This is a genomic window from Streptococcus sp. HMSC072D07 (assembly GCF_001814835.1).
Classification (GTDB): Bacteria; Bacillota; Bacilli; order Lactobacillales; family Streptococcaceae; genus Streptococcus.
On the sequence record NZ_KV818052.1, the window covers coordinates 45455 to 66508 of the forward strand.

The 21054-nt window shown below is 34.5% G+C and carries 28 protein-coding genes; 24 read left to right on the top strand and 4 right to left on the bottom strand.

Going from position 1 to position 21054, the window contains the following annotated elements:
- Window positions 1-187 precede the first annotated feature (187 nt).
- The 3 genes from HMPREF2991_RS03575 to msr(D) all read left to right on the top strand — a co-directional run bounded on the left by HMPREF2991_RS03575 (window position 188) and on the right by msr(D) (window position 3544).
- Window positions 188-358, top strand: a complete 171-nt coding sequence (locus HMPREF2991_RS03575) for a hypothetical protein (RefSeq protein WP_000873143.1) — start codon at window positions 188-190, stop codon at window positions 356-358.
- A 385-nt stretch (window positions 359-743) separates the two neighbouring features.
- The gene (mef(A), locus tag HMPREF2991_RS03580; RefSeq protein ID WP_000417519.1) at window positions 744-1961 is read left to right on the top strand and encodes a macrolide efflux MFS transporter Mef(A); all 1218 of its coding nucleotides are present in this window, start codon (window positions 744-746) and stop codon (window positions 1959-1961) included.
- 119 nt (window positions 1962-2080) lie between these two features.
- The gene (gene msr(D), locus HMPREF2991_RS03585) at window positions 2081-3544 is read left to right on the top strand and encodes an ABC-F type ribosomal protection protein Msr(D) (protein WP_000420313.1); all 1464 of its coding nucleotides are present in this window, start codon (window positions 2081-2083) and stop codon (window positions 3542-3544) included.
- A gap of 117 nt (window positions 3545-3661) precedes the next feature.
- On the opposite strand, the gene HMPREF2991_RS03590 is transcribed toward msr(D), so the two are convergent.
- From HMPREF2991_RS03590 to HMPREF2991_RS03605, 4 genes are read right to left on the bottom strand one after another with little or no spacing between them, the layout of a single operon-like run.
- Window positions 3662-3961, bottom strand: coding sequence for a DUF5960 family protein (locus HMPREF2991_RS03590; protein ID WP_001072467.1), 300 nt, complete (start codon window positions 3959-3961; stop codon window positions 3662-3664).
- Window positions 3948-4316, bottom strand: a complete 369-nt coding sequence (locus tag HMPREF2991_RS03595) for a hypothetical protein (protein ID WP_000567222.1) — start codon at window positions 4314-4316, stop codon at window positions 3948-3950. The genes HMPREF2991_RS03590 and HMPREF2991_RS03595 overlap by 14 nt, the downstream gene beginning before the upstream one ends.
- Window positions 4317-4328: 12 nt before the next feature.
- Window positions 4329-4664 carry a DinB/UmuC family translesion DNA polymerase gene (locus HMPREF2991_RS03600; protein ID WP_000806926.1) on the bottom strand — a complete coding sequence of 112 codons (336 nt, stop codon included), beginning with the start codon at window positions 4662-4664 and terminating at the stop codon, window positions 4329-4331.
- A complete protein-coding gene (locus HMPREF2991_RS03605; protein WP_001813542.1) occupies window positions 4661-4906 on the bottom strand; it encodes a hypothetical protein in 246 nt (81 codons plus the stop codon). Before HMPREF2991_RS03605 ends, HMPREF2991_RS03600 begins: the two co-directional genes overlap by 4 nt.
- Window positions 4907-5410: 504 nt before the next feature.
- On the opposite strand from HMPREF2991_RS03605, the gene aac(6') reads away from it, so the two are divergent.
- From aac(6') to HMPREF2991_RS03705, 21 genes are all read left to right on the top strand, one after another.
- Entirely contained in the window at window positions 5411-5839 is a 429-nt protein-coding gene (aac(6'), locus tag HMPREF2991_RS03615; RefSeq protein WP_070567902.1) for an aminoglycoside 6'-N-acetyltransferase, read from the top strand.
- Between the two features lie 57 nt (window positions 5840-5896).
- Window positions 5897-6505, top strand: a complete 609-nt coding sequence (locus HMPREF2991_RS03620) for a Type 1 glutamine amidotransferase-like domain-containing protein (protein WP_070567904.1) — start codon at window positions 5897-5899, stop codon at window positions 6503-6505.
- A 178-nt stretch (window positions 6506-6683) separates the two neighbouring features.
- Window positions 6684-7427 carry a CPBP family intramembrane glutamic endopeptidase gene (locus tag HMPREF2991_RS03625; protein ID WP_000134977.1) on the top strand — a complete coding sequence of 248 codons (744 nt, stop codon included), beginning with the start codon at window positions 6684-6686 and terminating at the stop codon, window positions 7425-7427.
- A 154-nt stretch (window positions 7428-7581) separates the two neighbouring features.
- Window positions 7582-8388, top strand: coding sequence for an alpha/beta hydrolase (locus HMPREF2991_RS03630; RefSeq protein ID WP_070567906.1), 807 nt, complete (start codon window positions 7582-7584; stop codon window positions 8386-8388).
- Between the two features lie 11 nt (window positions 8389-8399).
- The gene (locus tag HMPREF2991_RS10605) at window positions 8400-8528 is read left to right on the top strand and encodes an ADP-ribosylglycohydrolase (protein WP_083303872.1); all 129 of its coding nucleotides are present in this window, start codon (window positions 8400-8402) and stop codon (window positions 8526-8528) included.
- Window positions 8529-8632: 104 nt separating this feature from the next.
- Complete coding sequence (locus HMPREF2991_RS03635) at window positions 8633-9250, top strand: SAP domain-containing protein (RefSeq protein WP_070567908.1); 618 nt, start codon at window positions 8633-8635, stop codon at window positions 9248-9250.
- 40 nt (window positions 9251-9290) lie between these two features.
- The gene (locus HMPREF2991_RS10610) at window positions 9291-9419 is read left to right on the top strand and encodes an ADP-ribosylglycohydrolase (protein WP_080978778.1); all 129 of its coding nucleotides are present in this window, start codon (window positions 9291-9293) and stop codon (window positions 9417-9419) included.
- A gap of 297 nt (window positions 9420-9716) precedes the next feature.
- Window positions 9717-10688, top strand: a complete 972-nt coding sequence (locus HMPREF2991_RS03640; RefSeq protein ID WP_070567909.1) for a DUF6892 domain-containing protein — start codon at window positions 9717-9719, stop codon at window positions 10686-10688.
- Between the two features lie 70 nt (window positions 10689-10758).
- Window positions 10759-11430, top strand: a complete 672-nt coding sequence (locus HMPREF2991_RS03645; RefSeq protein ID WP_070567911.1) for a hypothetical protein — start codon at window positions 10759-10761, stop codon at window positions 11428-11430.
- A gap of 59 nt (window positions 11431-11489) precedes the next feature.
- A complete protein-coding gene (locus tag HMPREF2991_RS03650; RefSeq protein WP_070567912.1) occupies window positions 11490-12152 on the top strand; it encodes a DUF443 domain-containing protein in 663 nt (220 codons plus the stop codon).
- Window positions 12153-12253: 101 nt separating this feature from the next.
- Window positions 12254-12901 carry a DUF443 domain-containing protein gene (locus HMPREF2991_RS03655; protein WP_070683569.1) on the top strand — a complete coding sequence of 216 codons (648 nt, stop codon included), beginning with the start codon at window positions 12254-12256 and terminating at the stop codon, window positions 12899-12901.
- A 65-nt stretch (window positions 12902-12966) separates the two neighbouring features.
- The gene (locus HMPREF2991_RS03660) at window positions 12967-13623 is read left to right on the top strand and encodes a DUF443 domain-containing protein (RefSeq protein ID WP_070567321.1); all 657 of its coding nucleotides are present in this window, start codon (window positions 12967-12969) and stop codon (window positions 13621-13623) included.
- Window positions 13624-13665: 42 nt separating this feature from the next.
- Window positions 13666-14322 (top strand): DUF443 domain-containing protein, encoded by a 657-nt coding sequence (locus HMPREF2991_RS03665; protein WP_000248558.1) that lies wholly within the window; start codon window positions 13666-13668, stop codon window positions 14320-14322.
- A 42-nt stretch (window positions 14323-14364) separates the two neighbouring features.
- The gene (locus tag HMPREF2991_RS03670; RefSeq protein WP_257371858.1) at window positions 14365-15021 is read left to right on the top strand and encodes a DUF443 domain-containing protein; all 657 of its coding nucleotides are present in this window, start codon (window positions 14365-14367) and stop codon (window positions 15019-15021) included.
- Between the two features lie 67 nt (window positions 15022-15088).
- On the top strand, window positions 15089-15739 hold the full coding sequence (locus HMPREF2991_RS03675; protein WP_070567323.1) for a DUF443 domain-containing protein: 651 nt from the start codon (window positions 15089-15091) through the stop codon (window positions 15737-15739).
- 56 nt (window positions 15740-15795) lie between these two features.
- The gene (locus HMPREF2991_RS03680; protein WP_070567325.1) at window positions 15796-16245 is read left to right on the top strand and encodes a hypothetical protein; all 450 of its coding nucleotides are present in this window, start codon (window positions 15796-15798) and stop codon (window positions 16243-16245) included.
- Window positions 16246-16247: 2 nt separating this feature from the next.
- Window positions 16248-17009 (top strand): hypothetical protein, encoded by a 762-nt coding sequence (locus HMPREF2991_RS03685; RefSeq protein ID WP_070567327.1) that lies wholly within the window; start codon window positions 16248-16250, stop codon window positions 17007-17009.
- 38 nt (window positions 17010-17047) lie between these two features.
- Window positions 17048-17410 (top strand): hypothetical protein, encoded by a 363-nt coding sequence (locus HMPREF2991_RS03690; RefSeq protein ID WP_070567329.1) that lies wholly within the window; start codon window positions 17048-17050, stop codon window positions 17408-17410.
- A gap of 180 nt (window positions 17411-17590) precedes the next feature.
- Entirely contained in the window at window positions 17591-18472 is an 882-nt protein-coding gene (locus HMPREF2991_RS03695; RefSeq protein WP_070567331.1) for a diacylglycerol/lipid kinase family protein, read from the top strand.
- 63 nt (window positions 18473-18535) lie between these two features.
- Window positions 18536-19027, top strand: a complete 492-nt coding sequence (locus tag HMPREF2991_RS03700; protein ID WP_070567333.1) for a phosphoribosylanthranilate isomerase — start codon at window positions 18536-18538, stop codon at window positions 19025-19027.
- A 177-nt stretch (window positions 19028-19204) separates the two neighbouring features.
- Window positions 19205-20944, top strand: coding sequence for a glycoside hydrolase family 13 protein (locus HMPREF2991_RS03705; RefSeq protein WP_000423955.1), 1740 nt, complete (start codon window positions 19205-19207; stop codon window positions 20942-20944).
- Window positions 20945-21054 lie beyond the last annotated feature (110 nt).

A 21054-nucleotide genomic window follows, 5' to 3' on the forward strand; every position in this document is an offset into this window, starting at 1 on the left:
TTGAATCAAGTGAAGTGTAGTTGAAGGAAATCTGTTGAAAGCAATACTTCATTTTACCGAATAAGTAATAATTTAGGCAACTTCAAATCGATTAAAAAAAACTATTTTAAAGGTTAAGAGTAGACAAAAATTGTCCACTCTTTTTTGCAAACTCAATTTATCAATAAATGAAATGAGGGAATGTAAAATGAAATATTTTGAGGTTGAGTTAGAAAATCCTGATGAATTTTTAAAACTACAAACAGAAGATTTTGTGAAAGCTAATCGCTTGCTACTAAGGAAGATAATCCAGAGCGTTACAGTCTATGAAGAAAACTTCGTCATATCCTTTAAATCTGGCATCGAATTGGAAGTATGAGTCTCATTCCATAACTTTTATATTGAACATACCATCTTGTTGTGTTATACTATAAATTGATATAAACAAAGATGTAGGAGGAACCGAAACTATGACAGCCTCAATGCGTTTAAGATAAGCTGGCAATAAAAAAAGCAGAATCTATACCCGATGATAGGCTTTTTTGTTGTGCTTATTTATACGATATTGAGCATTCATTAGTTACGGTGAGGATATTGGTTATTTAACTATACCTTTATTTAACTATGTCTTTAATATGAATGTTTCCAAATTGTATGTATGCAGACCAAAAGCCACATTGTGGGGTTTGGCCTGCATTTTTTATTGCCTAGAATGCTATTCAAAATAGAAATTCAAGCAAAATAATATGCAGGAGATAATATAAATGGAAAAATACAACAATTGGAAACGAAAATTTTATGCAATATGGGCAGGGCAAGCAGTATCATTAATCACTAGTGCCATCCTGCAAATGGCGATTATTTTTTACCTTACAGAAAAAACAGGATCTGCGATGGTCTTGTCTATGGCTTCATTAGTAGGTTTTTTACCCTATGCGATTTTGGGACCTGCCATTGGTGTGCTAGTGGATCGTCATGATAGGAAGAAGATAATGATTGGTGCCGATTTAATTATCGCAGCAGCTGGTGCAGTGCTTGCTATTGTTGCATTCTGTATGGAGCTACCTGTCTGGATGATTATGATAGTATTGTTTATCCGTAGCATTGGAACAGCTTTTCATACCCCAGCACTCAATGCGGTTACACCACTTTTAGTACCAGAAGAACAGCTAACGAAATGCGCAGGCTATAGTCAGTCTTTGCAGTCTATAAGCTATATTGTTAGTCCGGCAGTTGCAGCACTCTTATACTCCGTTTGGGATTTAAATGCTATTATTGCCATCGACGTATTGGGTGCTGTGATTGCATCTATTACGGTAGCAATTGTACGTATACCTAAGCTGGGTAATCAAGTGCAAAGTTTAGAACCAAATTTCATAAGGGAGATGAAAGAAGGAGTTGTGGTTCTGAGACAAAACAAAGGATTGTTTGCCTTATTACTCTTAGGAACACTATATACTTTTGTTTATATGCCAATCAATGCACTATTTCCTTTAATAAGCATGGAACACTTTAATGGAACGCCTGTGCATATTTCTATTACGGAAATTTCCTTTGCATTTGGGATGCTAGCAGGAGGCTTATTATTAGGAAGATTAGGGGGCTTCGAAAAGCATGTATTACTAATAACAAGTTCATTTTTTATAATGGGGACCAGTTTAGCCGTTTCGGGAATACTTCCTCCAAATGGATTTGTAATATTCGTAGTTTGCTGTGCAATAATGGGGCTTTCGGTGCCATTTTATAGCGGTGTGCAAACAGCTCTTTTTCAGGAGAAAATTAAGCCTGAATATTTAGGACGTGTATTTTCTTTGATCGGAAGTATCATGTCACTTGCTATGCCAATTGGGTTAATTCTTTCTGGATTCTTTGCTGATAAAATCGGTGTAAATCATTGGTTTTTACTATCAGGTATTTTAATTATTGGCATTGCTATAGTTTGCCAAATGATAACTGAGGTTAGAAAATTAGATTTAAAATAAACAATATTGGAGGAATATTTATGTATCTTATTTTCATGTAACTCTTCCTGCTAAAATCGCAGGGTTTTCCCTGCATACAAGCAAATGAAAGCATGCGATTATAGACAGGAGGAAATGTTATGGAATTAATATTAAAAGCAAAAGACATTCGTGTGGAATTCAAAGGACGCGATGTTTTAGATATAAATGAATTAGAAGTATATGATTATGACCGTATTGGTTTAGTAGGAGCAAATGGTGCTGGAAAAAGCACTTTACTCAGGGTACTTTTAGGAGAATTAACTCCCCCAGGATGTAAAATGAATCGTCTGGGTGAACTTGCCTATATTCCCCAGTTGGACGAAGTAACTCTGCAGGAGGAAAAAGATTTTGCACTTGTAGGCAAGCTAGGTGTTGAGCAATTAAATATACAGACTATGAGCGGTGGTGAAGAAACAAGGCTTAAAATAGCACAGGCCTTATCGGCACAGGTTCATGGTATTTTAGCGGATGAACCTACGAGCCATTTAGACCGTGAAGGAATTGATTTTCTAATAGGACAGCTAAAATATTTTACAGGTGCACTGTTAGTTATTAGCCATGACCGCTATTTTCTTGATGAAATAGTAGATAAAATATGGGAACTGAAAGATGGCAAAATCACTGAGTATTGGGGAAACTATTCTGATTATCTTCGTCAGAAAGAGGAAGAACGTAAGAGCCAAGCTGCAGAATACGAACAATTTATTGCGGAACGTGCCCGATTGGAAAGGGCTGCGGAGGAAAAGCGAAAACAGGCTCGTAAAATAGAACAGAAGGCAAAAGGTTCTTCAAAGAAAAAAAGTACTGAAGACGGAGGGCGTTTAGCTCATCAAAAATCAATAGGAAGTAAGGAAAAAAAGATGTATAATGCTGCTAAAACCCTAGAGCACAGGATTGCGGCCTTAGGAAAAGTAGAAGCTCCGGAAGGCATTCGCAGAATTCGTTTCAGGCAAAGTAAAGCATTGGAGCTCCATAATCCATACCCTATAGTCGGTGCAGAAATTAATAAAGTATTTGGGGATAAGGCTCTGTTTGAAAATGCATCTTTTCAAATTCCGTTAGGAGCAAAAGTGGCGTTAACTGGTGGTAATGGAATCGGAAAAACAACTTTAATCCAAATGATCTTAAACCATGAAGAAGGAATTTCTATTTCGCCTAAGGCAAAAATAGGTTACTTTGCACAGAATGGTTACAAGTACAACAGTAATCAGAATGTTATGGAGTTTATGCAGAAGGATTGTGACTACAATATATCAGAAATTCGTTCAGTGCTAGCATCTATGGGGTTCAAACAGAACGATATTGGAAAAAGTTTATCTGTTTTAAGCGGTGGAGAAATTATAAAATTGTTGCTTGCTAAAATGCTCATGGGTAGATATAACATCCTAATAATGGATGAACCCAGTAACTTCCTTGACATACCAAGTTTAGAGGCTTTGGAAATACTAATGAAGGAGTACACCGGAACTATCGTGTTTATCACCCACGATAAACGATTACTCGAAAATGTAGCAGATGTAGTTTATGAAATTAGAGATAAGAAAATAAATCTGAAACATTAAATTTAAGGTAGTCGCTGGTCAGTATAGTCTGTTCTGGTTGGCGACTCCATTGTTAAAGAGTATAAAGACTTTAGATTTTATGAATATTAAAAATAGGAACAGTCAATTGAACTGCTCCTATTTTTCTGCTAAATATATTGTAGTTTTCTTATATGTATAATGATAGATTAGCGGATTCTCATCTACGGTACTTACTTCAAATATGAAGAAGTGATCGCGGTTATCTCTGGACTTTTCCTTATTGAGGACAAAGTAATTCTTACGTGAAGTCGCCATTGTTTTTAGGATATCATCAGTTAGGAAGGTCAATGGAATATTCATGTTAGAGTAGCGGTAGAAGTCACGTTCAAAATCTTGGTAGCTCTCGCTATAATAGTCCATTTGTAGGTGATTACGCTGAAACTCAAGCTGATTCATAGAGCACCTCCTCGACAAGTTCAATACTAATAATGTCTTTTAATTTCAAATTGATGTGACCTGTTGTAGTTTTTATCAAAATGAAATCTTTGGTCAGACTTGGTATTGTTCCAGTGTAGGAAACACGCTTGTTTTTTTCAATCACTTGAATGCGTGTGCGTAGCTGCCCGGCGTATACTTGACTGAGGAGTAATAATTTCTTCTCTAGTGATAAGTCAGACATGTACGTTACTTTGTTTGTATCATCAGAGAGTGCTGATGCATGTTCAGATAGGAAAAAGCCCATCCATTTTTGCATCTTTGTATCCTGGTACTCTCTTGCTGATTGAAATGGTAAATATGAACGGTCAATCATATCAAATCCTTTCTATGCAGAGGCAAGGGTATTTTTATCAAATTGAATCGTAAAACCTTGAATTCCCCCACCTGTGTAACATTCTTTAAAGCGATTGATTACCTCAGTATAGATTATCACAGATGAGCTTGTTGGCTTAATGCTAAATGTAAATTCCAATGGTAATCGGTTTTCAGATTTAGCATGTACTAGTCGTATCGATATTTCAGTTGTTTTGAGTTTTCTCTGACGAAGTTTTGAAGTTGCTGTTTCAACGATTCCATGTAAAAATCTTTCAAGCATTTCAATATCATTACATCCTTTGCTACGGATTTCTGAAAATTGTACTGTATTTTTTTCTTGTTTCATTTTAATCCCTCCAATCCACCCGCGGAATGACCACCGATAAGTTTACTGCGTTCAATATTTCTGGAACCTTCAGTTAGGACGGTTCCTTTTTGTATGGCTAAAAAACCAAACTGTTCTCTGACAACATCAATAGCTGTCTGAAGTCTATTATCTTTTTCAATTTGTTCTACATCATCAAAGAGTGATAGTAGAGTATAGCTTTCATCTACGAAGCCACTATAAGATACACCAATTTGTCTCACTGCACCAGAGGTGTATTTTTTCGGAATAATACAAGTACATGACTCACCATTGTTTTGGGGAGATTTGCGGGTTCAATTTTATTCTGAGCATTTATAGATTTTTTCATCTCAGTCCTAGAATAGCCAATATGAATAGAAACGACAGTAGTCAATACTAGGGCTACTGTTCCGTTCCACAGTATCATTTAAAAATCATTTTCACACCCTTTCGTCTATTAGTATAGAAGAAAGCTCTCAGCACATGTTGAGGCGGTATCACTGTTGTACGAGCTGAGGCATCAGCGAAGTAGAAGTAGATGCTCCGCCCATGGGATAGGACTCGTAGAATGAGGAGGGAAACCGACGAAATGATACGGTAAGTCCGAACCGCTGAGTGTGTAGCTCTGCTCGTCCGATCTGAGACAGTCGAAAAGTAGAAGGGGATGGTATTGGTATCAATCAATGAGTAACAAAGTAACAGCGTGATTCGAAACATTTGCTTGTAATTTCCGGAGGAACATCAATATGGATGGAATAACAAAAGATTCTATAAAAACGGCTAAACTAATAAAACAATTATGGCCCCAATTGACCGATAAAGAAGCTTTTGATGAAGTAAAAAAATATACGAATGGCAAAAATACTGCAATCTTTACTGAAGTTGAAGGTGACACAATTGTAGGTCTAGCATTATGTTCACTCAGATTTGATTATGTTGAAGGTTGTAAATATAGTCCTGTTGGATTCTTAGAAGGGATTATTGTCGACGAGGAATATCGTTTAAAGGATATTGCTAAAAATCTCTGTACAAAATGTGAGGAATGGGCGAAAAATAAAGGATGTAAGGAATTTGCAAGTGACTGTACTTTAACGAATACGGATTCTATAAGATTTCATCTCAATATTGGATTTCAGGAAGTAAATAGAATTATTCATTTTAAGAAAAAATTATAATTTCGAAACGTGAATAAACTTGTTTAAACTTTATGTATCTTTAGAAAGCGTGAAAGATTGGACGAACAAATTTTTTTGATGGGTGGAAATCCGCCGATAAAGAACTATACGATTGTTAATAAAATTGTGTCATCAAGGAAGATCGAAAGAATACTCATTTTTACAGTTTATCGAGAAAATTGGCAACCGTATATGAAAAAGTACACAGAAGTTTTCCAAAGTCATTTTTCTAACCTAAACACTGATTACTTACTCTTGGACATTGAGCAGATTAATTTTGGTAGCTATCCAGATGCTGATCTAATTATTATCGGTGGTGGAAATACGGAAAAGTATCTAGCTACTTATGTCAATCAGGAGTTCAAAAATTATATCGATCGTATGCTGAATAAAGGGGTAAAAGTTATAGGGTTTTCTGCAGGAGCCCTATTATTAGGAGAAAAAGTCTATGTCTCACCTAATGATAATTCAGATCATCAGATAAAGATAAAAAATGGATTAGGACTCTTTAGTCAGTTTTTAATTAGTGTCCATTATGATTCCTGGAATGATAAAGCTAATAAGGATAGAGCAGAAGAACTCGTCAGTGTTCCCATAATTCCACTAAATGATCATTCCTGTCTTGTATTGGATAGACTTGGAAACATTATTGAGAAAATTGACTAGTTTTAATCATGCGAATCTGAATCTACGAAACTAAAGTATTGACGAAATGAATAGTGAAAAGCCTTGATTGTAAGGCTTTTTTGTGTTTTTATGATAGAATATAGGTAGTTATAATCGATAGCAACTAATAAGCAGTAAAAATATCATTCATAAAATAATCAAGATTAGGAAGAAAAAAATGACAGAAATTGATAAAAGGAATTTAAAAAATTATCTTTATTGTACATTTGGAATTACTTATATAGCTTGGGGGCTTCTTGCCATATTTACGCAATCTTATATTTTGGGATTAGAGACTTTTATAGGAAGAATATTACATATAGTTGGTGCACTTGGACCAGCTATTGCAAGTGGCTTTTATTTAAAAAGTAATAATATAAAATTTAAACATTTTTTATTTAATAAGATAGAAAATAGTAGTATTTATTTCATTTATCATATGTTAGCAATTTTGATACTATTTTCTGTATCTTCCTTAGAATTAAACGGAGTATCAATTTATCTGATGCCATTATTCTTTATACAACTAATTTTTTTTGGTGGTGGACATGAAGAATTAGGATGGAGAGGAATATTACAACCATTACTTGATAAAAAATATACTTATTGGCAATCTAATTTGATTGTAGGATCAATTTGGGGAATATGGCATCTGCCTTTATGGTTTATAGTTGGAGAAAGTCATCAAGGATTTCCTTTTATTTTATTTTTTATATATACATTATTTTTAAGTTTTGTTTTAGGGCTTCTTTACCGTCAAACGAAATCTGTGGGATACTGTGTATTATTTCATGCATTCGCAAATTTGTTAAATCTCTATTTTGTGTTAAAAATTAATCTTATTTTTATTATCATTTTTATTGGTTATTTGATTTATACTATATTGGCGAGTAATAGAATTAGTAAGGAAACAACATTTTAAAATTTAGATCAGGATATCCATTATTGAAAGTAACGTGTGGTCATTCTAGATAATCAATGTTAGAGACTTTTCTATTTGATGAGACATCACTGCTTGTAAGAGCTGATTAAACATGGGTGTAGCTAGTGAAAGTTCTACAGTAAGGAGTTTAAACATGAAATTCCATGAATTTGGTGATAAGAATTTGCCTCCTATTTTACTGATACATGGTGGTGGCAGTTCTTGGTGGAATTATCTTCGTCAAGCACGAATCTTGTCAAAAGAATACCGTATTATTCTACCCACTTTGAATGGCCACGGCGAGGAATATCAACTTGATTATGTTTCTACTGAAGATTCTGCTTTGGAGATTCTAGACTATATCAAAGAAAACTGTGGTGGGAAATTGTTTGCAATCGGTGGTGTTTCACTTGGTGGTCAAATTGCCATGGAGCTTTTGTCTTTAGACAGTGAAATTGCTGAGAAGGCCATCATAGATGGAAGCCTCTGCATTCCTCAACCAAGGTTAGCTAAAATCAGCATATTTCTAGTGTCTCTATTTGGTAGATTGATGTTCAATAAATTCTCTTGCAAACTTCAGTTAAGCATGATGAACAAACTCTATCCTAAACTGGCTTATCCAGAGGAAATAAAAGCTTATTATTTAGAGGATTTGCCAAGGACGCCTGTCAAAACATTGGTGACCATTTACAAAACCTATATGGGACATTACAAGCTAAAGGATACGATTTCTGCTAGCAAGGCTCAGGTTCTGTATATTTATGGTGAAAAAGAATTGAACTGTGTGAAAGAATCAGCGAAATTATTTCATCAGCTACATTCAAATACAATTTTGTGTGAAGCAAAGGGCTATAACCACGGCTATTTATCAGTTTACCTGCCTTATGAGTGGATTGATTTGGTGGTGCCATTTTTAAAGAGTGATTCATTAGAAATGTGTAACGAATCTGATATGCCATAAGGAGGAAACGTATGCTAGGGGCAATTATTGGAGATATTGTAGGTTCAGTTTACGAATGGAACAATATCAAAACGAAGGATTTTCCTTTATTACGTGAGGATTGTTTTTTCACGGATGATACAGTAAGTCCAAACCGCTGAGTGTGTGAGTTTGTTAGTGAAACATAGTTAATCCTCAAACTAAAGAAACTAAAACTCCATTATTTAGAAATGAAAACCTAAACTGGTTTTAAGGAGGTAAAATATTGATGGAAAGCAGACCTGAGTTCAATAAAGTCGCATCCTTTGATGAATTTAATAAATACTATTGGTATCGGGATGAACTTTCACAGATATGCAGGTCATTAGGACTTGAATATAGAGGTACAAAACAGGAACTCAATGATATTATTGAGCAGTACTTCAAGGGGAATTTGATTAAAAAATCATCAGTAAAAAGGAAAAAGAAACGAGTAGAAGTCGTTACTTTAGATACGCCCTTACTTGAATGTGGATTCTCCTTTAATGCAAACTTTAGAGAATATTTCTCAACTTTAACAGGTGTTTCGCCCTTTAAATTTACTGCTAATATGGCCACTGCTTGGAGAAAAGTAAAAAAAGAAAATGATTTGAATTTCACAATCCAAGATATGCTAAAAGTCTATTATGGAAATTCAGATTATGCCAAGTATGATCATTCGGTTTGTCAATGGAATCAATTTTTAAAGGATTTCTGTGCAGACGAAAATAGTCGTAACTACTCAAACAAGTTAAAAGTTGCTTCTATTCTTTGGAAAGAAGTTAGAAATTCAAGTAATGCAAAAATTTATTCAAAGAATCTTTTAACTGAATATGCTGATAAAATAGATGAGTATGACAAGTAGAAATGTCAGTCTAAACCAATAGTTTGTAAGGAGGAATACCATGCTAGGAGTAATTATTGGAGATATTGTAGGTTCAGTTTACGAATGGAACAACATCAAAACGAAGGATTTTTCTTTATTTTATGAGGATTGTTTTTTCGCGGATGATCCGGTAAGTCCGAACCGCTGAGTGTGTGAGTTTGTTAGTGAAACGTAGCTAATCCTCTCACCTTTTCATTTTAAGGAAAGAAGGCTTCAAAGCTCCACTGGAGCTTTGAACTCCCCAAACCTTTTGTGTTCCGCAGACGCGCCACGTTGAGGCGGTAAGTCTATTAGTGAAGAGTATTTAATTTTCAGAAGGCTTCCTACTTTTTTAATCCTACAGGCGAAAAAATACGGTAAAACCTTATTTTATACAGTAAATTTTCTAACGTTAGAAAATAGGTTTGATGCATTTAGATAAACAAATTATAAATAGGAGAATCAAATGTTTAGTTTTTTTAAAAAGAAAGGTCCTAAAAACCTCGAAATCAATTTTCATGACAATTCAATGGTAATGAACGGAACCAGCTTGTCTTTTCCTTTATCTTTGAAAGATATTGAGGCTGTATTAGGAAAGCCTGATCAGGTTGTCAAAAAAGAAAATAAATACATAAAGTACATTTACGACAATGCTGGTATTGTATTTGAACATTCGTTTTCTGTCAAGAATCATTTAAAGAAATGCAGGGTCTATCTTGATGATGAGCATCTACTTTCTACTATCAGTTTCTACTACGGTGATGTTGTAAAACCTATGTTTGGAGAAGAAGAATTACCCAAGATGCCTTGTCAAGCCGTAGTATCCACTGATGGGAAGACTCCCTATTTTCTTTATGATAGACACAGAACTGGGGATTTCAATTTTATTTTATGGACCCCTCGTGGAACCAATTTTAATGGAAGACCAGATGTAATGAGATATCCACTCACCATTTCTTACTATCCAGAAATCAAGCATGAACGTCAAAAATCAAATCCAAAAGTTGTTCAAGAAAAATATCTTCATTTCGATAATCTGAATTTTAAACTAGCTATTATCCAAGTATTGATGTATGATTTAGAGGTTTTAAAGCCAGCTTTTGATATTTTTGATTTTTCAGAGGAATTTAGCGAGTTGGATATTGATACAGAAAGTACAGAACTTGTCGAGCCTGCTTTAGAATACTTTAAAAATCTTCAGATTTCACAGAAGTATGCAAGTCTTGTAAAAGAGATTGATATGGATGGTGGTAATGAAATCTTTATGAATCTGATTCCTCAGTGGGATGGTGAGGATAGTTTTTTTGATTTGAATGAGGTTAGTTTGGCTGAATTAAAGCAGTTTCCAAATTTAAAACAAGCGACAATCATGTCAAGTAATTTTGAACAAGTTAAGGAAACTTTTGCTGTAGCTGGAGTTGACGTAGAACTAGTGTAAGTTAAACTAAACATTTATAAATTTTTGAAAAATCTTACTTTTATGACTCGAAAAAAGGATTAAATAAAATATGAAAAAGTTTAAATGGTGTTTATGGTTAACTGGAGTTCTTGTTATTCTTTTGACAGCATCTTCATTGAATGCTTGTAGTTTGGGTGGTGAAACTATTCCCCAAAATAGAACAAAGGAACAGTACGAGTTTGAAAAAACGTTTGATCCCATGTTTAAATTTTTGGAACAAGAGCAGAAGGATTTTAATGGGCTGGAAGCTTATAAAAGTAGAGTCTATATAAAAAATGGTGACGAAGTCAAAAGATATGAAATTGACCTAGATATTACCAAGGCAGATGGTAAGGGTGACTATAGAATACAAATCGGAGAAAACAAAAAAACGGTTCCCGTTAGTTATTCTAATGGCAAGTTGCATTACGATTCGGAGATAGACCCTTTATTTGATGAAGAGATTCTTAATTTAGTTGTCAAAAGAGATGTTTTTGACTCCTTGAATGTAAAAAGGACGTTAAGAACCGGAGCAACAGAGCTTAGTGAAATTATCTACCAGTCAGAAACTCAATCTGAACTTTTTCAGAAACTGAAAAGCAAATATGATCTACCAGAGGAAACAACATGCCAAATCAGGGTAGATTACTCAGATAAAACAAATTATGGGATCACAATACAGTTAACATCGAAAGAGATGTCTGTCAAAATTGGTTTAACTATTATTAAAAAACGGGGCTAACGATTTAGAAATGTTATTGAAAAGAGTTTTTTAACTCTGAGAAGAATTTAAAGGTGACTATGAAAGTAAAATTTAAAGAAACGAATAAAATATTTTTCAAAATAGTAGAAGTAGAGGGAGAAAAGTATATTCTAGATTTGACGACCGTTAGTCCCAAATCCTATTTCTGGGGTTCTCTTCCCAATGAGATCACTGCAAAAATGCAAAAGTTAGATAAAAGAGACACGCGTTTTGAAAGTGTGGCTCCAACTACGAGTAAATCAATTGGGGTTGCAATTGGTGTAGTAATAGGGGGTTCTGGCTATCGGCTAGTGACAAATTTTTTTAGAAATAATGGGATTAGTCACAATCTTCCTTTAAAGATAGGTTTATATGGTCTGTTCATCTTCCTAGCTTATCTTGCTTTCTGGTTCATTGCCATAAGAGCTCGTCATAGTGTCCAAAAAAGACTTGAGAATAAAGTTTCAAACTATCAAATAACCTTTAAACTAGTTGGAAATAAACGTCAATTAAAACATTACAAGCTTCTTCCTTTTATCCTTGTTCCGACTCTTGGATGTTTTTCATTCTATCTATATACTGTTAATGGAACAGAGGGAGCCTTACTTGTTATTAATAGTATTCTATTATTGGGATTTTTTACAGTTATTTTAGGCATGTCACCACTCCGAGAAAGTGTCGAAAAGCAAGAGATTATTTTTGATAGAATAGAGAAGTTATAAATTAAGATAAAAGCCGTTTTATGATCCTCTTTTGCAGGTCACATTGGGTTATTTTATCAGAAAATTAGGGAATTGATTAGAAAGTATTTTGAGGAATAGACGTGGAATTAAAATTTAAGTATTCGAATATAGCAGTTTTTAGAATAGTTGAGTTTAAGAATAAAAGTTATATCTTAGATCCTACCACTATAAAAGGCAAATCCTATTTCTTCGGTTCACTTCCGAAAGAGGTTACTGCTGAAATGGTTGAGCTATCTCCATCTAATGATAGTTTTAGAATAAAATCGAAGACACCAATAGGCGCATCTACTGCTTTAGTTATCATGATTCAGCCACTTGTGGGCTTCTCTCATACGCTGATGAAAGATGCCTTTATTAGCTGGGGAATCAATCAGCAAATTTTAATGAAAGTAGTGTTATTTGCTTTCTCTGTATTTTTGTCTTATCTTATGGCTGTCTTTTATGAAAAAAGTGCGGTAAGAAAGTTTGAATCAAGAGTTCTCCAAAACAGTAAACGCTGTCGACTTGTTTTTGAACCCAAAGGGAAACGAATGATTGATTGGTGGTATATTACTCTTGGAATTAATACGGTTTGTTTAGCATTTTTTATAGGACTTGATAGTGGTTATGAAAGTGCTATATTGGTTATAAATGGCATAATTTCATGGTGGTTTTTTGTAATACTGAGAATGCCACAAATCCCAGAGTATTATAAGACACTAACATTAACTGAAATTGAAGAGCTATAAATACAGAACGTTGAGAAGCTAGAAATGACATTGATTCAGGTATTAAATCAATTTGGGAGGTAATTTTGGAAATTAATTATAGAGAAACGAAGTATTTTTGTCATCAACTTGTAGAGCTAAACGGGAAAAAATATATATTAGATGCAAGTTCAATGACTCCCAAGTTTTACTATTGGGGTGTTCCAACAGACGAGATAACGGTTGAGATGACGGAACTAAATAGAGAAGATATCAATTTTAGTACCCCGATTAATAAGTTTAAAGCTTCATATGTGGCAATCATAGTCCAACCGCTTGTATGGATTGTTTATTCTTTATTGAAAAATTTTTTTAAAGAGTACAATATTAGCCAACAGATAATTTTAAAATTAGTAGTATTTTGTGCATCTATACTATTCTCCTATTTGATTTTTTATTTTAAAAGAGAGAAAGAACGTAAAAATGTTAAAGCTCTATTGCCTTCTTCTAGTAGAAGATATGAGATGATTTTTAAACCAGTATCTGCAAGAAAGCAAGTTTTTGATGCCTATATTTTTAATGTTCCTATAATAGCTTGTTTAGTTCTTTATTTGTCAATTAATGATGGCGGAGAAGGTATTGTTCTCGTTATCAATAGCATTATCTCATTTTTCCTTCTATCATTTTTATTTGGAAAGGTTCCCATTCTTTCCGCTTATAAGATTAGAAACGTCACATTTGAAGGAATTCGAGAAATTAATTAAGGCTTTTGATTCAGGTAGTAGTTCAATTTAGAAAGTGTTTGGGTGGTAAATGTGAAAATTAATTTTAGAGGATTAGATGTTGCTTATTTTGATGTGTTAGAGATGGGAGAGAAAAAGTACGTTCTTGATTCCAACTCCACAACACCAAAGAGTTATTATTGGGGACTTTCCCCTGAAACTCTTGAAGTTGATTTGATAGAACTCGATAGTCAGAATAAAAATTTTGATAAAAAAATTAAGATGGGTCCTTCAGGAATGCGTATGGTATCTATTGGTTTTAGCCTTCTTTTGTATAGAGTAGTAACATCAATTTTTAGATATTATGATATTAGTCATAATCTATATTTAAAAGTATCTTTATTTCCTATATCTATTTTGGTAGCTTATATTGTCTATCAAAGTATTTTAATCAAATCAAGGAAGGAAATTTCAAGTCGTTTATCGCAGGAAAAGAAGAGGTTTAAAATAATCTTTCAGAATAATAAGAAAAAAAGACAATTCCATGCCTATCTATTTCTCATTTTACATACAATTGCTTTCTCTATTTATATGGGAGAAGATGATGGAACAGAAGCTGCAATTCTAGTGTTGAATGGTTTGTTGGCCTATCTATTTATTTGGATTGAATCTGGCGTTATTCCATTGACTTATGCTTATCAAAAGAAATACCTAGAATTTAAAGAAGTGAAAAAGGTATAATGTAACTTATAATAAAATTCAGAAAGTATTTGAGTGGTAAATGTGGAATTAAAATTTAAAAATTCAAGCATGATGTGCTTTCAAATTGTTCAGATAGATAAAGAATCGAAGAAGTATGTCATGGATACAAGTACTATAAGCCCCAAGAGCTATTACTGGGGAATAAAAACAGATACAATTACAGTGAACATGGTAGAGATTGAAAAGAATAATAACCAATTCGAAATTAAACCTAGCAGACCTGTAAGTGCAACAATGGGAGCCATTATCGTTCAACCAATCGTCAAGGTTAGCTATGATGCGCTGAAAAAATTTTTTATTCACAATAATATTAGCGAGCAAATATTATTAAAGTTATTACTCTTTGCAATTTCTATGCTGATTTCTTATTTTGCAATTCTGATTTCATTAAAGTTATCCCATAATAAAGCAGATAAATGGATTCCTCAAAACAGCAATAAATACACAGTGACCTTTACAACTATTAAAAAAAGTAACGGAGGAGTGTATCTGTTCCTTGGATTAAATTTACTTTGTTTACTTTTTTTCCTTGGTTTAAATAATGGAACAGAAGGAGCTTTTTTGGTAATCAATGGAATCGTATCCTTATTCTTTTTCATGTTTGCTCTAGGAAGTTTCCCAGTTGCTCATCTCTACAAACATGGTCAAATTGAGGTTAAAAAGATTGAGAAAATATAGAATAAATGACATTGGAAATAGTATTGATTCAGGTATTAAATCAATTCAGAAAGTGTTTGGGTGGTAAATGATTCATTTGAAGTTTAAGAATGCTAATACGATGGCGTATAGCATTGTAGAAATAGAAAATAAAAAGTATATTATGGACTTAGGTTCAATGAAAGGGAAACGCTATTTTCTCGGATTGATGCCTAACTTAATCACTCTTGATATGATTGAGTTAACTCCCTCTGATGATAGTTTTGAAATTAAGTCTAAACCAAAGATAGGAACAACTACTATATCTATTATGGTACAACCATTTGTAGCTCTACTATATAGAGCTATGGAATCAGCTTTTATTAGTATGGGATTGAGTCAACAGATATTCATGAAAAGTATACTATTTGTCTTGTCTATGATTCTTGCATACTTAGGAGCTGTTTATTATGAAAAAAATTCTCGACGTAATGCATTATCAAGAATACCAGAGAAAAGCAAACGTTATAGAGTCAAGTTTAAACCAAATGGTAAAAGAAATCCTGTAATATTGTTCGGCTTTTTATTGAATATTATTTGTTTTGGATTTTTTATGGGCATTAATGATGGTGCTGAAGGAGCAGTTTTAGTTATAAATGGATTGCTATCAACATTTTTCTTTTTTATAGCTAGAATGCCGACAATCAGTTCTTCATGTAGGAACAAGGAATTAATACCAGTTGAGATAGAGGAAATCTAATATTATAACTTCGAAAATAATGACATTTTTTGTGAATCTAGATAATAGGAGACATTATGTTTAAATCTAATAAATGGCTGTACTTTTTGTTATCCATTCCATTTCTGCTTCTTTTTTTAACATTTCTAAGTTATGGGAATTTTCTTCTTAACAATAACGGAAGATTTGTACATGAGCATGAAAAGACTATTAAGAGTGCGGTTATTACCTACCTGGAAGATGAGGAAAGGCAATCTATAAAGTCTCTTAAAATTCTACCAAATTCTGCTAGAGGAGGGTATGATAATGGTGGTGATGTGGGTGGAAGTTACCATATTCAATTTTCAGCCTATGTCAACGATAATCCTAAGCAGTCTTTAAAAGCGGAGTTGTATTTTCCAGATGCAAGCATTTCACCTTTTACTTTGATCAAACCCGATCCTTTTAAAGACAAAAAGAAGAAGATGTCACGATGGTTTATAGGTAAGATCGAGTTGTCGAACGACCCATATTGGAGAAAGGAGTAAAAATGAATTATTTAGAAATACGCAAGAAATATGGATTTTATAGAAAAGTCGTGATTGTTTTGGCTGTTCTTCTCATTCTTTTTGTAGCTTGGATGGTGAAAGACAGGACTATTCAAACCCTTTGTATTTTACTCATAAATGCACTCTTATTCCTTTCCATCTCGATAATCAGAAGAGGGTATTTAAGAAATGGTACTAAGTTACTGCATATGGACTTAGATTTACCATCTTGGAAGCAATACATTGAGTTGAACAAAGATGCAAAAAGAGCAATTATACAAATGGATGTAACTCTAACATCTGTTGGATATTCCTATATGATTGGTGATTTTGATGCTGCCATCAAGGAATCCTCTAAAGCACTGACTAATCAAAAACTGAAGCTGAAATACAGAGATTTTTTAGAGAGTTACCTTATTCGCTCGAGTATTCTTGCGCATCCTGACCTGACTAGGAACGAGCTTGAACTTATGTTAAACAAAATGTCCATATCAGATCCATCCCTAGCTGAGAAAACAAAAAGCGTGAGTATCGCGCTTTACGATTTAACAATTGCTCATCAATCCAATGATTACTTTGAAGACTTGGAAAACGAATTTAAATATCAACAATTGGAAATCACTTACTATCAAGCTTTGAACTCTAAATTAAAAGGAGATATGACCAGGGCAAATGAGTTGTTTAGAAAACTTGCTCAAGAAGATGAACAGCTCTATATCGTACGGAAGTCTAAAGAATTTTTAAATAGTGAATCTATTAATTAGCGATGAATAAGTACAGAAAAGGATAAAAAGGATTAAGTGTGAAATCAAATAAATTATTGCTAATAAACGGAGTTATTTCTTTAATTGGAGCTTTAACAATTACTTACCTTTCTTCTAAAATGTGGAAATTTGAAATCATTTACTGGGTGATACCTAATCTTGTTAGACTTTCTAGTTGGGATGGAATCTACTTTTCAACTTGTTTAATATTGCTGTTTTTTGGTTTTGTAGCATTCCTTCTTCATGATGAGGAATCAAAAGTCGATAAGAAGACTTATCAGTTTCTTTTGATTGCATCGATTATTGGTTTTATTCCAATATTAGCTGGATTATCCAGTGTGTTCGCATTTGTTTCAGCTATCTTTTACTTAATGGATTATATAAAATTTTCAAAAAAGTAAAGTAGTGAATTGCTAACAATAAGTATTTATTCTTGTTTAAGTTGAGTTTAGTGTTTGATACATTAACGTCTCTATTCTAGTTAGAGGATTCGATTTTTCAAGCATTTAGATGGCGTTTACATAACTCAAGTGATATAATTAGTTACTAGAATTTTTGTAACTATTAAAGGAGTACTATTAATGAAAAAAGCAATGTTGATTATCAACCCTACCTCTGGTGGGGAAAAGGCTTTGGATTATAAGACCAAACTGGAGAATAAAGCCAAAGATTATTTTGAGCACGTGGAAACCAAAATTACTGAAAAAGCGCTGGATGCAACACACTTTGCTGAGGAAGCGTCTCGTGAACAGTACGATGCAGTGCTTGTTTTCGGTGGGGATGGGACTGTCAATGAAGTTATTTCGGGTATTGCTGAGAGAGACTACATTCCTAAGTTGGGGATTATCCCTGGCGGTACGGGTAACCTCATTACGAAACTGTTGGAAATCAATCAAGACATCGATGGTGCGATTGATGAACTCGATTTTAACTTAACCAACAAGATTGATATCGGTAAAGCAAATGACAATTATTTTGGTTATATCTTTAGTATCGGCTCTCTGCCTGAGGCGATTCACAATGTTGAAATCGAGGACAAGACAAAATTCGGTATTCTTGCCTATGCTGTAAATACCATGAAGTCTGTTATGACGGATCAGGTCTTTAACATTAAGGTTGAGACAGAAAATGGAAATTATGTAGGTGAAGCTAGTCATGTTTTGGTTCTCTTGACAAATTACTTCGCTGATAAGAAAATCTTTGAAGAAGACAAAGATGGCTATGCTAATATTTTGATTCTAAAAGATGCTTCTCTATTCTCTAAATTATCTGTTATTCCTGACTTACTAAAAGGAGATGTTGTCGGCAATGATAATATTGAGTATATCAGAGCGCGTAATATTAAGATCTCTTCAGATAGTGAATTGGAGTCAGATGTTGACGGCGATAAATCGGATAACCTACCTGTAGAAATCAAAGTCCTAGCTCAGCGAGTAGAAGTATTTTCAAAACCGAAAGAGTAGAAGATAAAAAATATTTTATTTTTCACTGCGAAATTAAGTTCTATATCAACGATTGGAGGAGGAATGAATTCTCTATTTGATGAATTTCGAACAATTTGTTCTCATTTAAACCAAGTCGGAATCACTCCGACGCTCATGGGCTCTTTGGGGTTTGAATACCGATCAAATGAAGAATGGGGACCGTCTGACATTGACATTCATGTGCCTGGTGACCCTAGAGGTTGGGAAGCACCTGATCATCTCAGAATTTATGACTGGGACAAGATAATGAAAGTGATGAAACACTTAGGCTATGCCTTAATAGATATTCATGAGCATGAATTCCAAAAAGATGGTCTGAGTGTTGAGTTTGGAAGTATTGATTCTTTACCTGATTTTGCAGGAGTTTCGGAATCGGATATAGAGTTGATTCATCTCGAAAACATCACTTTTCGCATTCCAAGTTTGGAACAGTTTTTAAGTATTTACAAGGCTTCTTCCCAAGATTCCTATCGAAATGAACACAATAACAATAAGGATTTTAAAAAGATAGAATGGTTGGAAAGACAGTTGTAAATCATCAATCTGAAAGTAGTAGGTATTAAGACTTACTGCTTTTTTATATCCTCAAAAACAATCCACTCGAAACTACGGATTAGTCTTGAAAATAAAATTTTAAAGTAGTATACTAGAATCACAATTGTGAAAACGTTTGCGTCGCAAATGAACTCAAGTTAATTAGGAGACAAAACAGTGGAATTAACAGCCATTTACCATAGACCGGAGTCGGAGTATGCTTATCTTTATAAAGACAAGACAATGCACATTCGCATTCGAACGAAAAGAGGAGATATTGCAAGTATCAACTTGCATTATGGAGACACTTTTATCTTTTTAGAGGACCACTATGAAGCAAACAAGGCGATGGTCAAAGTGACTTCTGATGCCTTATTTGATTACTGGCAAGCGGAAGTTTCAGTTAGCTATGCGCGACTTCAGTATCTTTTTGAGCTTAAAGATAAGCAAGGTCAGGGTATTTTGTACGGCGATAAGGGATGTGTTGAAAACACGCTAGAAAACCTTCATTATGAAGGAAATGGCTTTAAAATTCCTTATATCCATGAGATTGATGCTTGCCAAGTTCCTGACTGGGTAGCAGAGACGGTATGGTACCAGATTTTCCCAGAACGCTTTGCTAATGGCAATCCGGATATTTCACCAGAAGGGACTTTAGCTTGGGATTCCTCTATCAAACCAAAGACGAGCGATTTCTTTGGTGGTGATTTACAAGGCATTATTGACCATCTGGATTACTTGCAGGACTTGGGCATTACAGGTCTTTATCTCTGTCCGATTTTTGAATCCCCGAGCAATCACAAGTATAATACGACGGATTATTTCGAAATTGACCGTCATTTTGGAGACAAGAAAATCTTCCGTAAACTGGTGGAGGGAGCCCATCAGAGGGGCATGAAAATCATGCTGGATGCTGTTTTCAATCATATCGGGGACCAGTCTCCACAATGGCAGGATGTTCTCAAGCATGGTGAAAAGTCGGAATATAAAGACTGGTTCCATGTTCAAGAATTCCCCGTGACCAAGGATAAGCTGGGAAACCCAAGAAAACTCCCTTACCATACCTTTGCCTTTGCCAGCTATATGCCCAAGCTCAATACGGCCAATCCTCAAGTGAGAGACTATCTGTTAAGCGTTGCGACTTACTGGATTGAAGAGTTTGATATCGATGCATGGCGCCTGGATGTAGCAAATGAAGTAGACCATCAATTTTGGAGAGATTTCCATAAGGCTGTCTTGGCTAAAAAGCCTGACCTTTATATTCTTGGAGAGGTTTGGCACACTTCCCAGCCCTGGCTAAATGGCGATGAATTCCACGCAGTCATGAACTATCCTCTCTCTGATAGTATCAAGGATTATTTCTTGCGTGAGGTTAAGAAGACACCTCAACTTATTGATGAAATCAATAGCCAATCTATGTACTATAGACAACAGATTTCGGAAGTGATGTTCAATCTTCTGGATTCGCATGATACGGAGCGCATTTTGACTACTGCCAAGGAAGATGTTCAACTCGTTAAGTCTGCCCTTGCTTGCCTCTTTCTACAAAGGGGGACACCGTGTTTCTACTATGGAACTGAGTTGGAGTTAGGTGGAGGGCCAGACCCAGATTGTCGTCGTGTCATGCCTTGGGACCGTGTTTCCGACAGCAATGAGATGTTGAATTTTATGAAGAAGTTGATTCAGCTTCGTAAGAGTGTCTCAGATATAATCCAGAACGGGACCTATAGACTGAAAGAAATCAAGCCGGACGTGCTATCTCTCGAATGGAATTATGATGGACAAAAACTCCAAGCTATTTTTAACCAATCATCTGAAAATTATCTTGTCAATAGTGACACTGTAGCGCTAGCCAGTCATTGCGAAAAACTAGACCAGCAACTGGCGATTTTGCCTAAAGGTTTCGTCATTCAATAAAAAATAGGATTAAAAAGGCTGTAATGAATGGGTGATTCGTGCAGTCTTTTTTTGACTTATGTAGTATAATATAGCTAAGTCACGGATTACTGGATGAGGGATTAGTGAAG

Coding starts and splice junctions, on each gene's coding strand:
- HMPREF2991_RS03630 (WP_070567906.1), top strand. CDS start 7,582: ATGAAATTCCATGAATTTGGTGATAAGAATTTGCCTCCTATTTTACTG.
- HMPREF2991_RS10605 (WP_083303872.1), top strand. CDS start 8,400: ATGCTAGGGGCAATTATTGGAGATATTGTAGGTTCAGTTTACGAATGG.
- HMPREF2991_RS03695 (WP_070567331.1), top strand. CDS start 17,591: ATGAAAAAAGCAATGTTGATTATCAACCCTACCTCTGGTGGGGAAAAG.
- HMPREF2991_RS03625 (WP_000134977.1), top strand. CDS start 6,684: ATGACAGAAATTGATAAAAGGAATTTAAAAAATTATCTTTATTGTACA.
- HMPREF2991_RS03590 (WP_001072467.1), bottom strand. CDS start 3,961: ATGAATCAGCTTGAGTTTCAGCGTAATCACCTACAAATGGACTATTAT.
- HMPREF2991_RS03685 (WP_070567327.1), top strand. CDS start 16,248: ATGAATTATTTAGAAATACGCAAGAAATATGGATTTTATAGAAAAGTC.
- HMPREF2991_RS03680 (WP_070567325.1), top strand. CDS start 15,796: ATGTTTAAATCTAATAAATGGCTGTACTTTTTGTTATCCATTCCATTT.
- HMPREF2991_RS10610 (WP_080978778.1), top strand. CDS start 9,291: ATGCTAGGAGTAATTATTGGAGATATTGTAGGTTCAGTTTACGAATGG.
- HMPREF2991_RS03675 (WP_070567323.1), top strand. CDS start 15,089: ATGATTCATTTGAAGTTTAAGAATGCTAATACGATGGCGTATAGCATT.
- HMPREF2991_RS03575 (WP_000873143.1), top strand. CDS start 188: ATGAAATATTTTGAGGTTGAGTTAGAAAATCCTGATGAATTTTTAAAA.
- HMPREF2991_RS03700 (WP_070567333.1), top strand. CDS start 18,536: ATGAATTCTCTATTTGATGAATTTCGAACAATTTGTTCTCATTTAAAC.
- HMPREF2991_RS03640 (WP_070567909.1), top strand. CDS start 9,717: ATGTTTAGTTTTTTTAAAAAGAAAGGTCCTAAAAACCTCGAAATCAAT.
- HMPREF2991_RS03645 (WP_070567911.1), top strand. CDS start 10,759: ATGAAAAAGTTTAAATGGTGTTTATGGTTAACTGGAGTTCTTGTTATT.
- HMPREF2991_RS03595 (WP_000567222.1), bottom strand. CDS start 4,316: ATGATTGACCGTTCATATTTACCATTTCAATCAGCAAGAGAGTACCAG.
- HMPREF2991_RS03650 (WP_070567912.1), top strand. CDS start 11,490: ATGAAAGTAAAATTTAAAGAAACGAATAAAATATTTTTCAAAATAGTA.
- HMPREF2991_RS03600 (WP_000806926.1), bottom strand. CDS start 4,664: ATGAAACAAGAAAAAAATACAGTACAATTTTCAGAAATCCGTAGCAAA.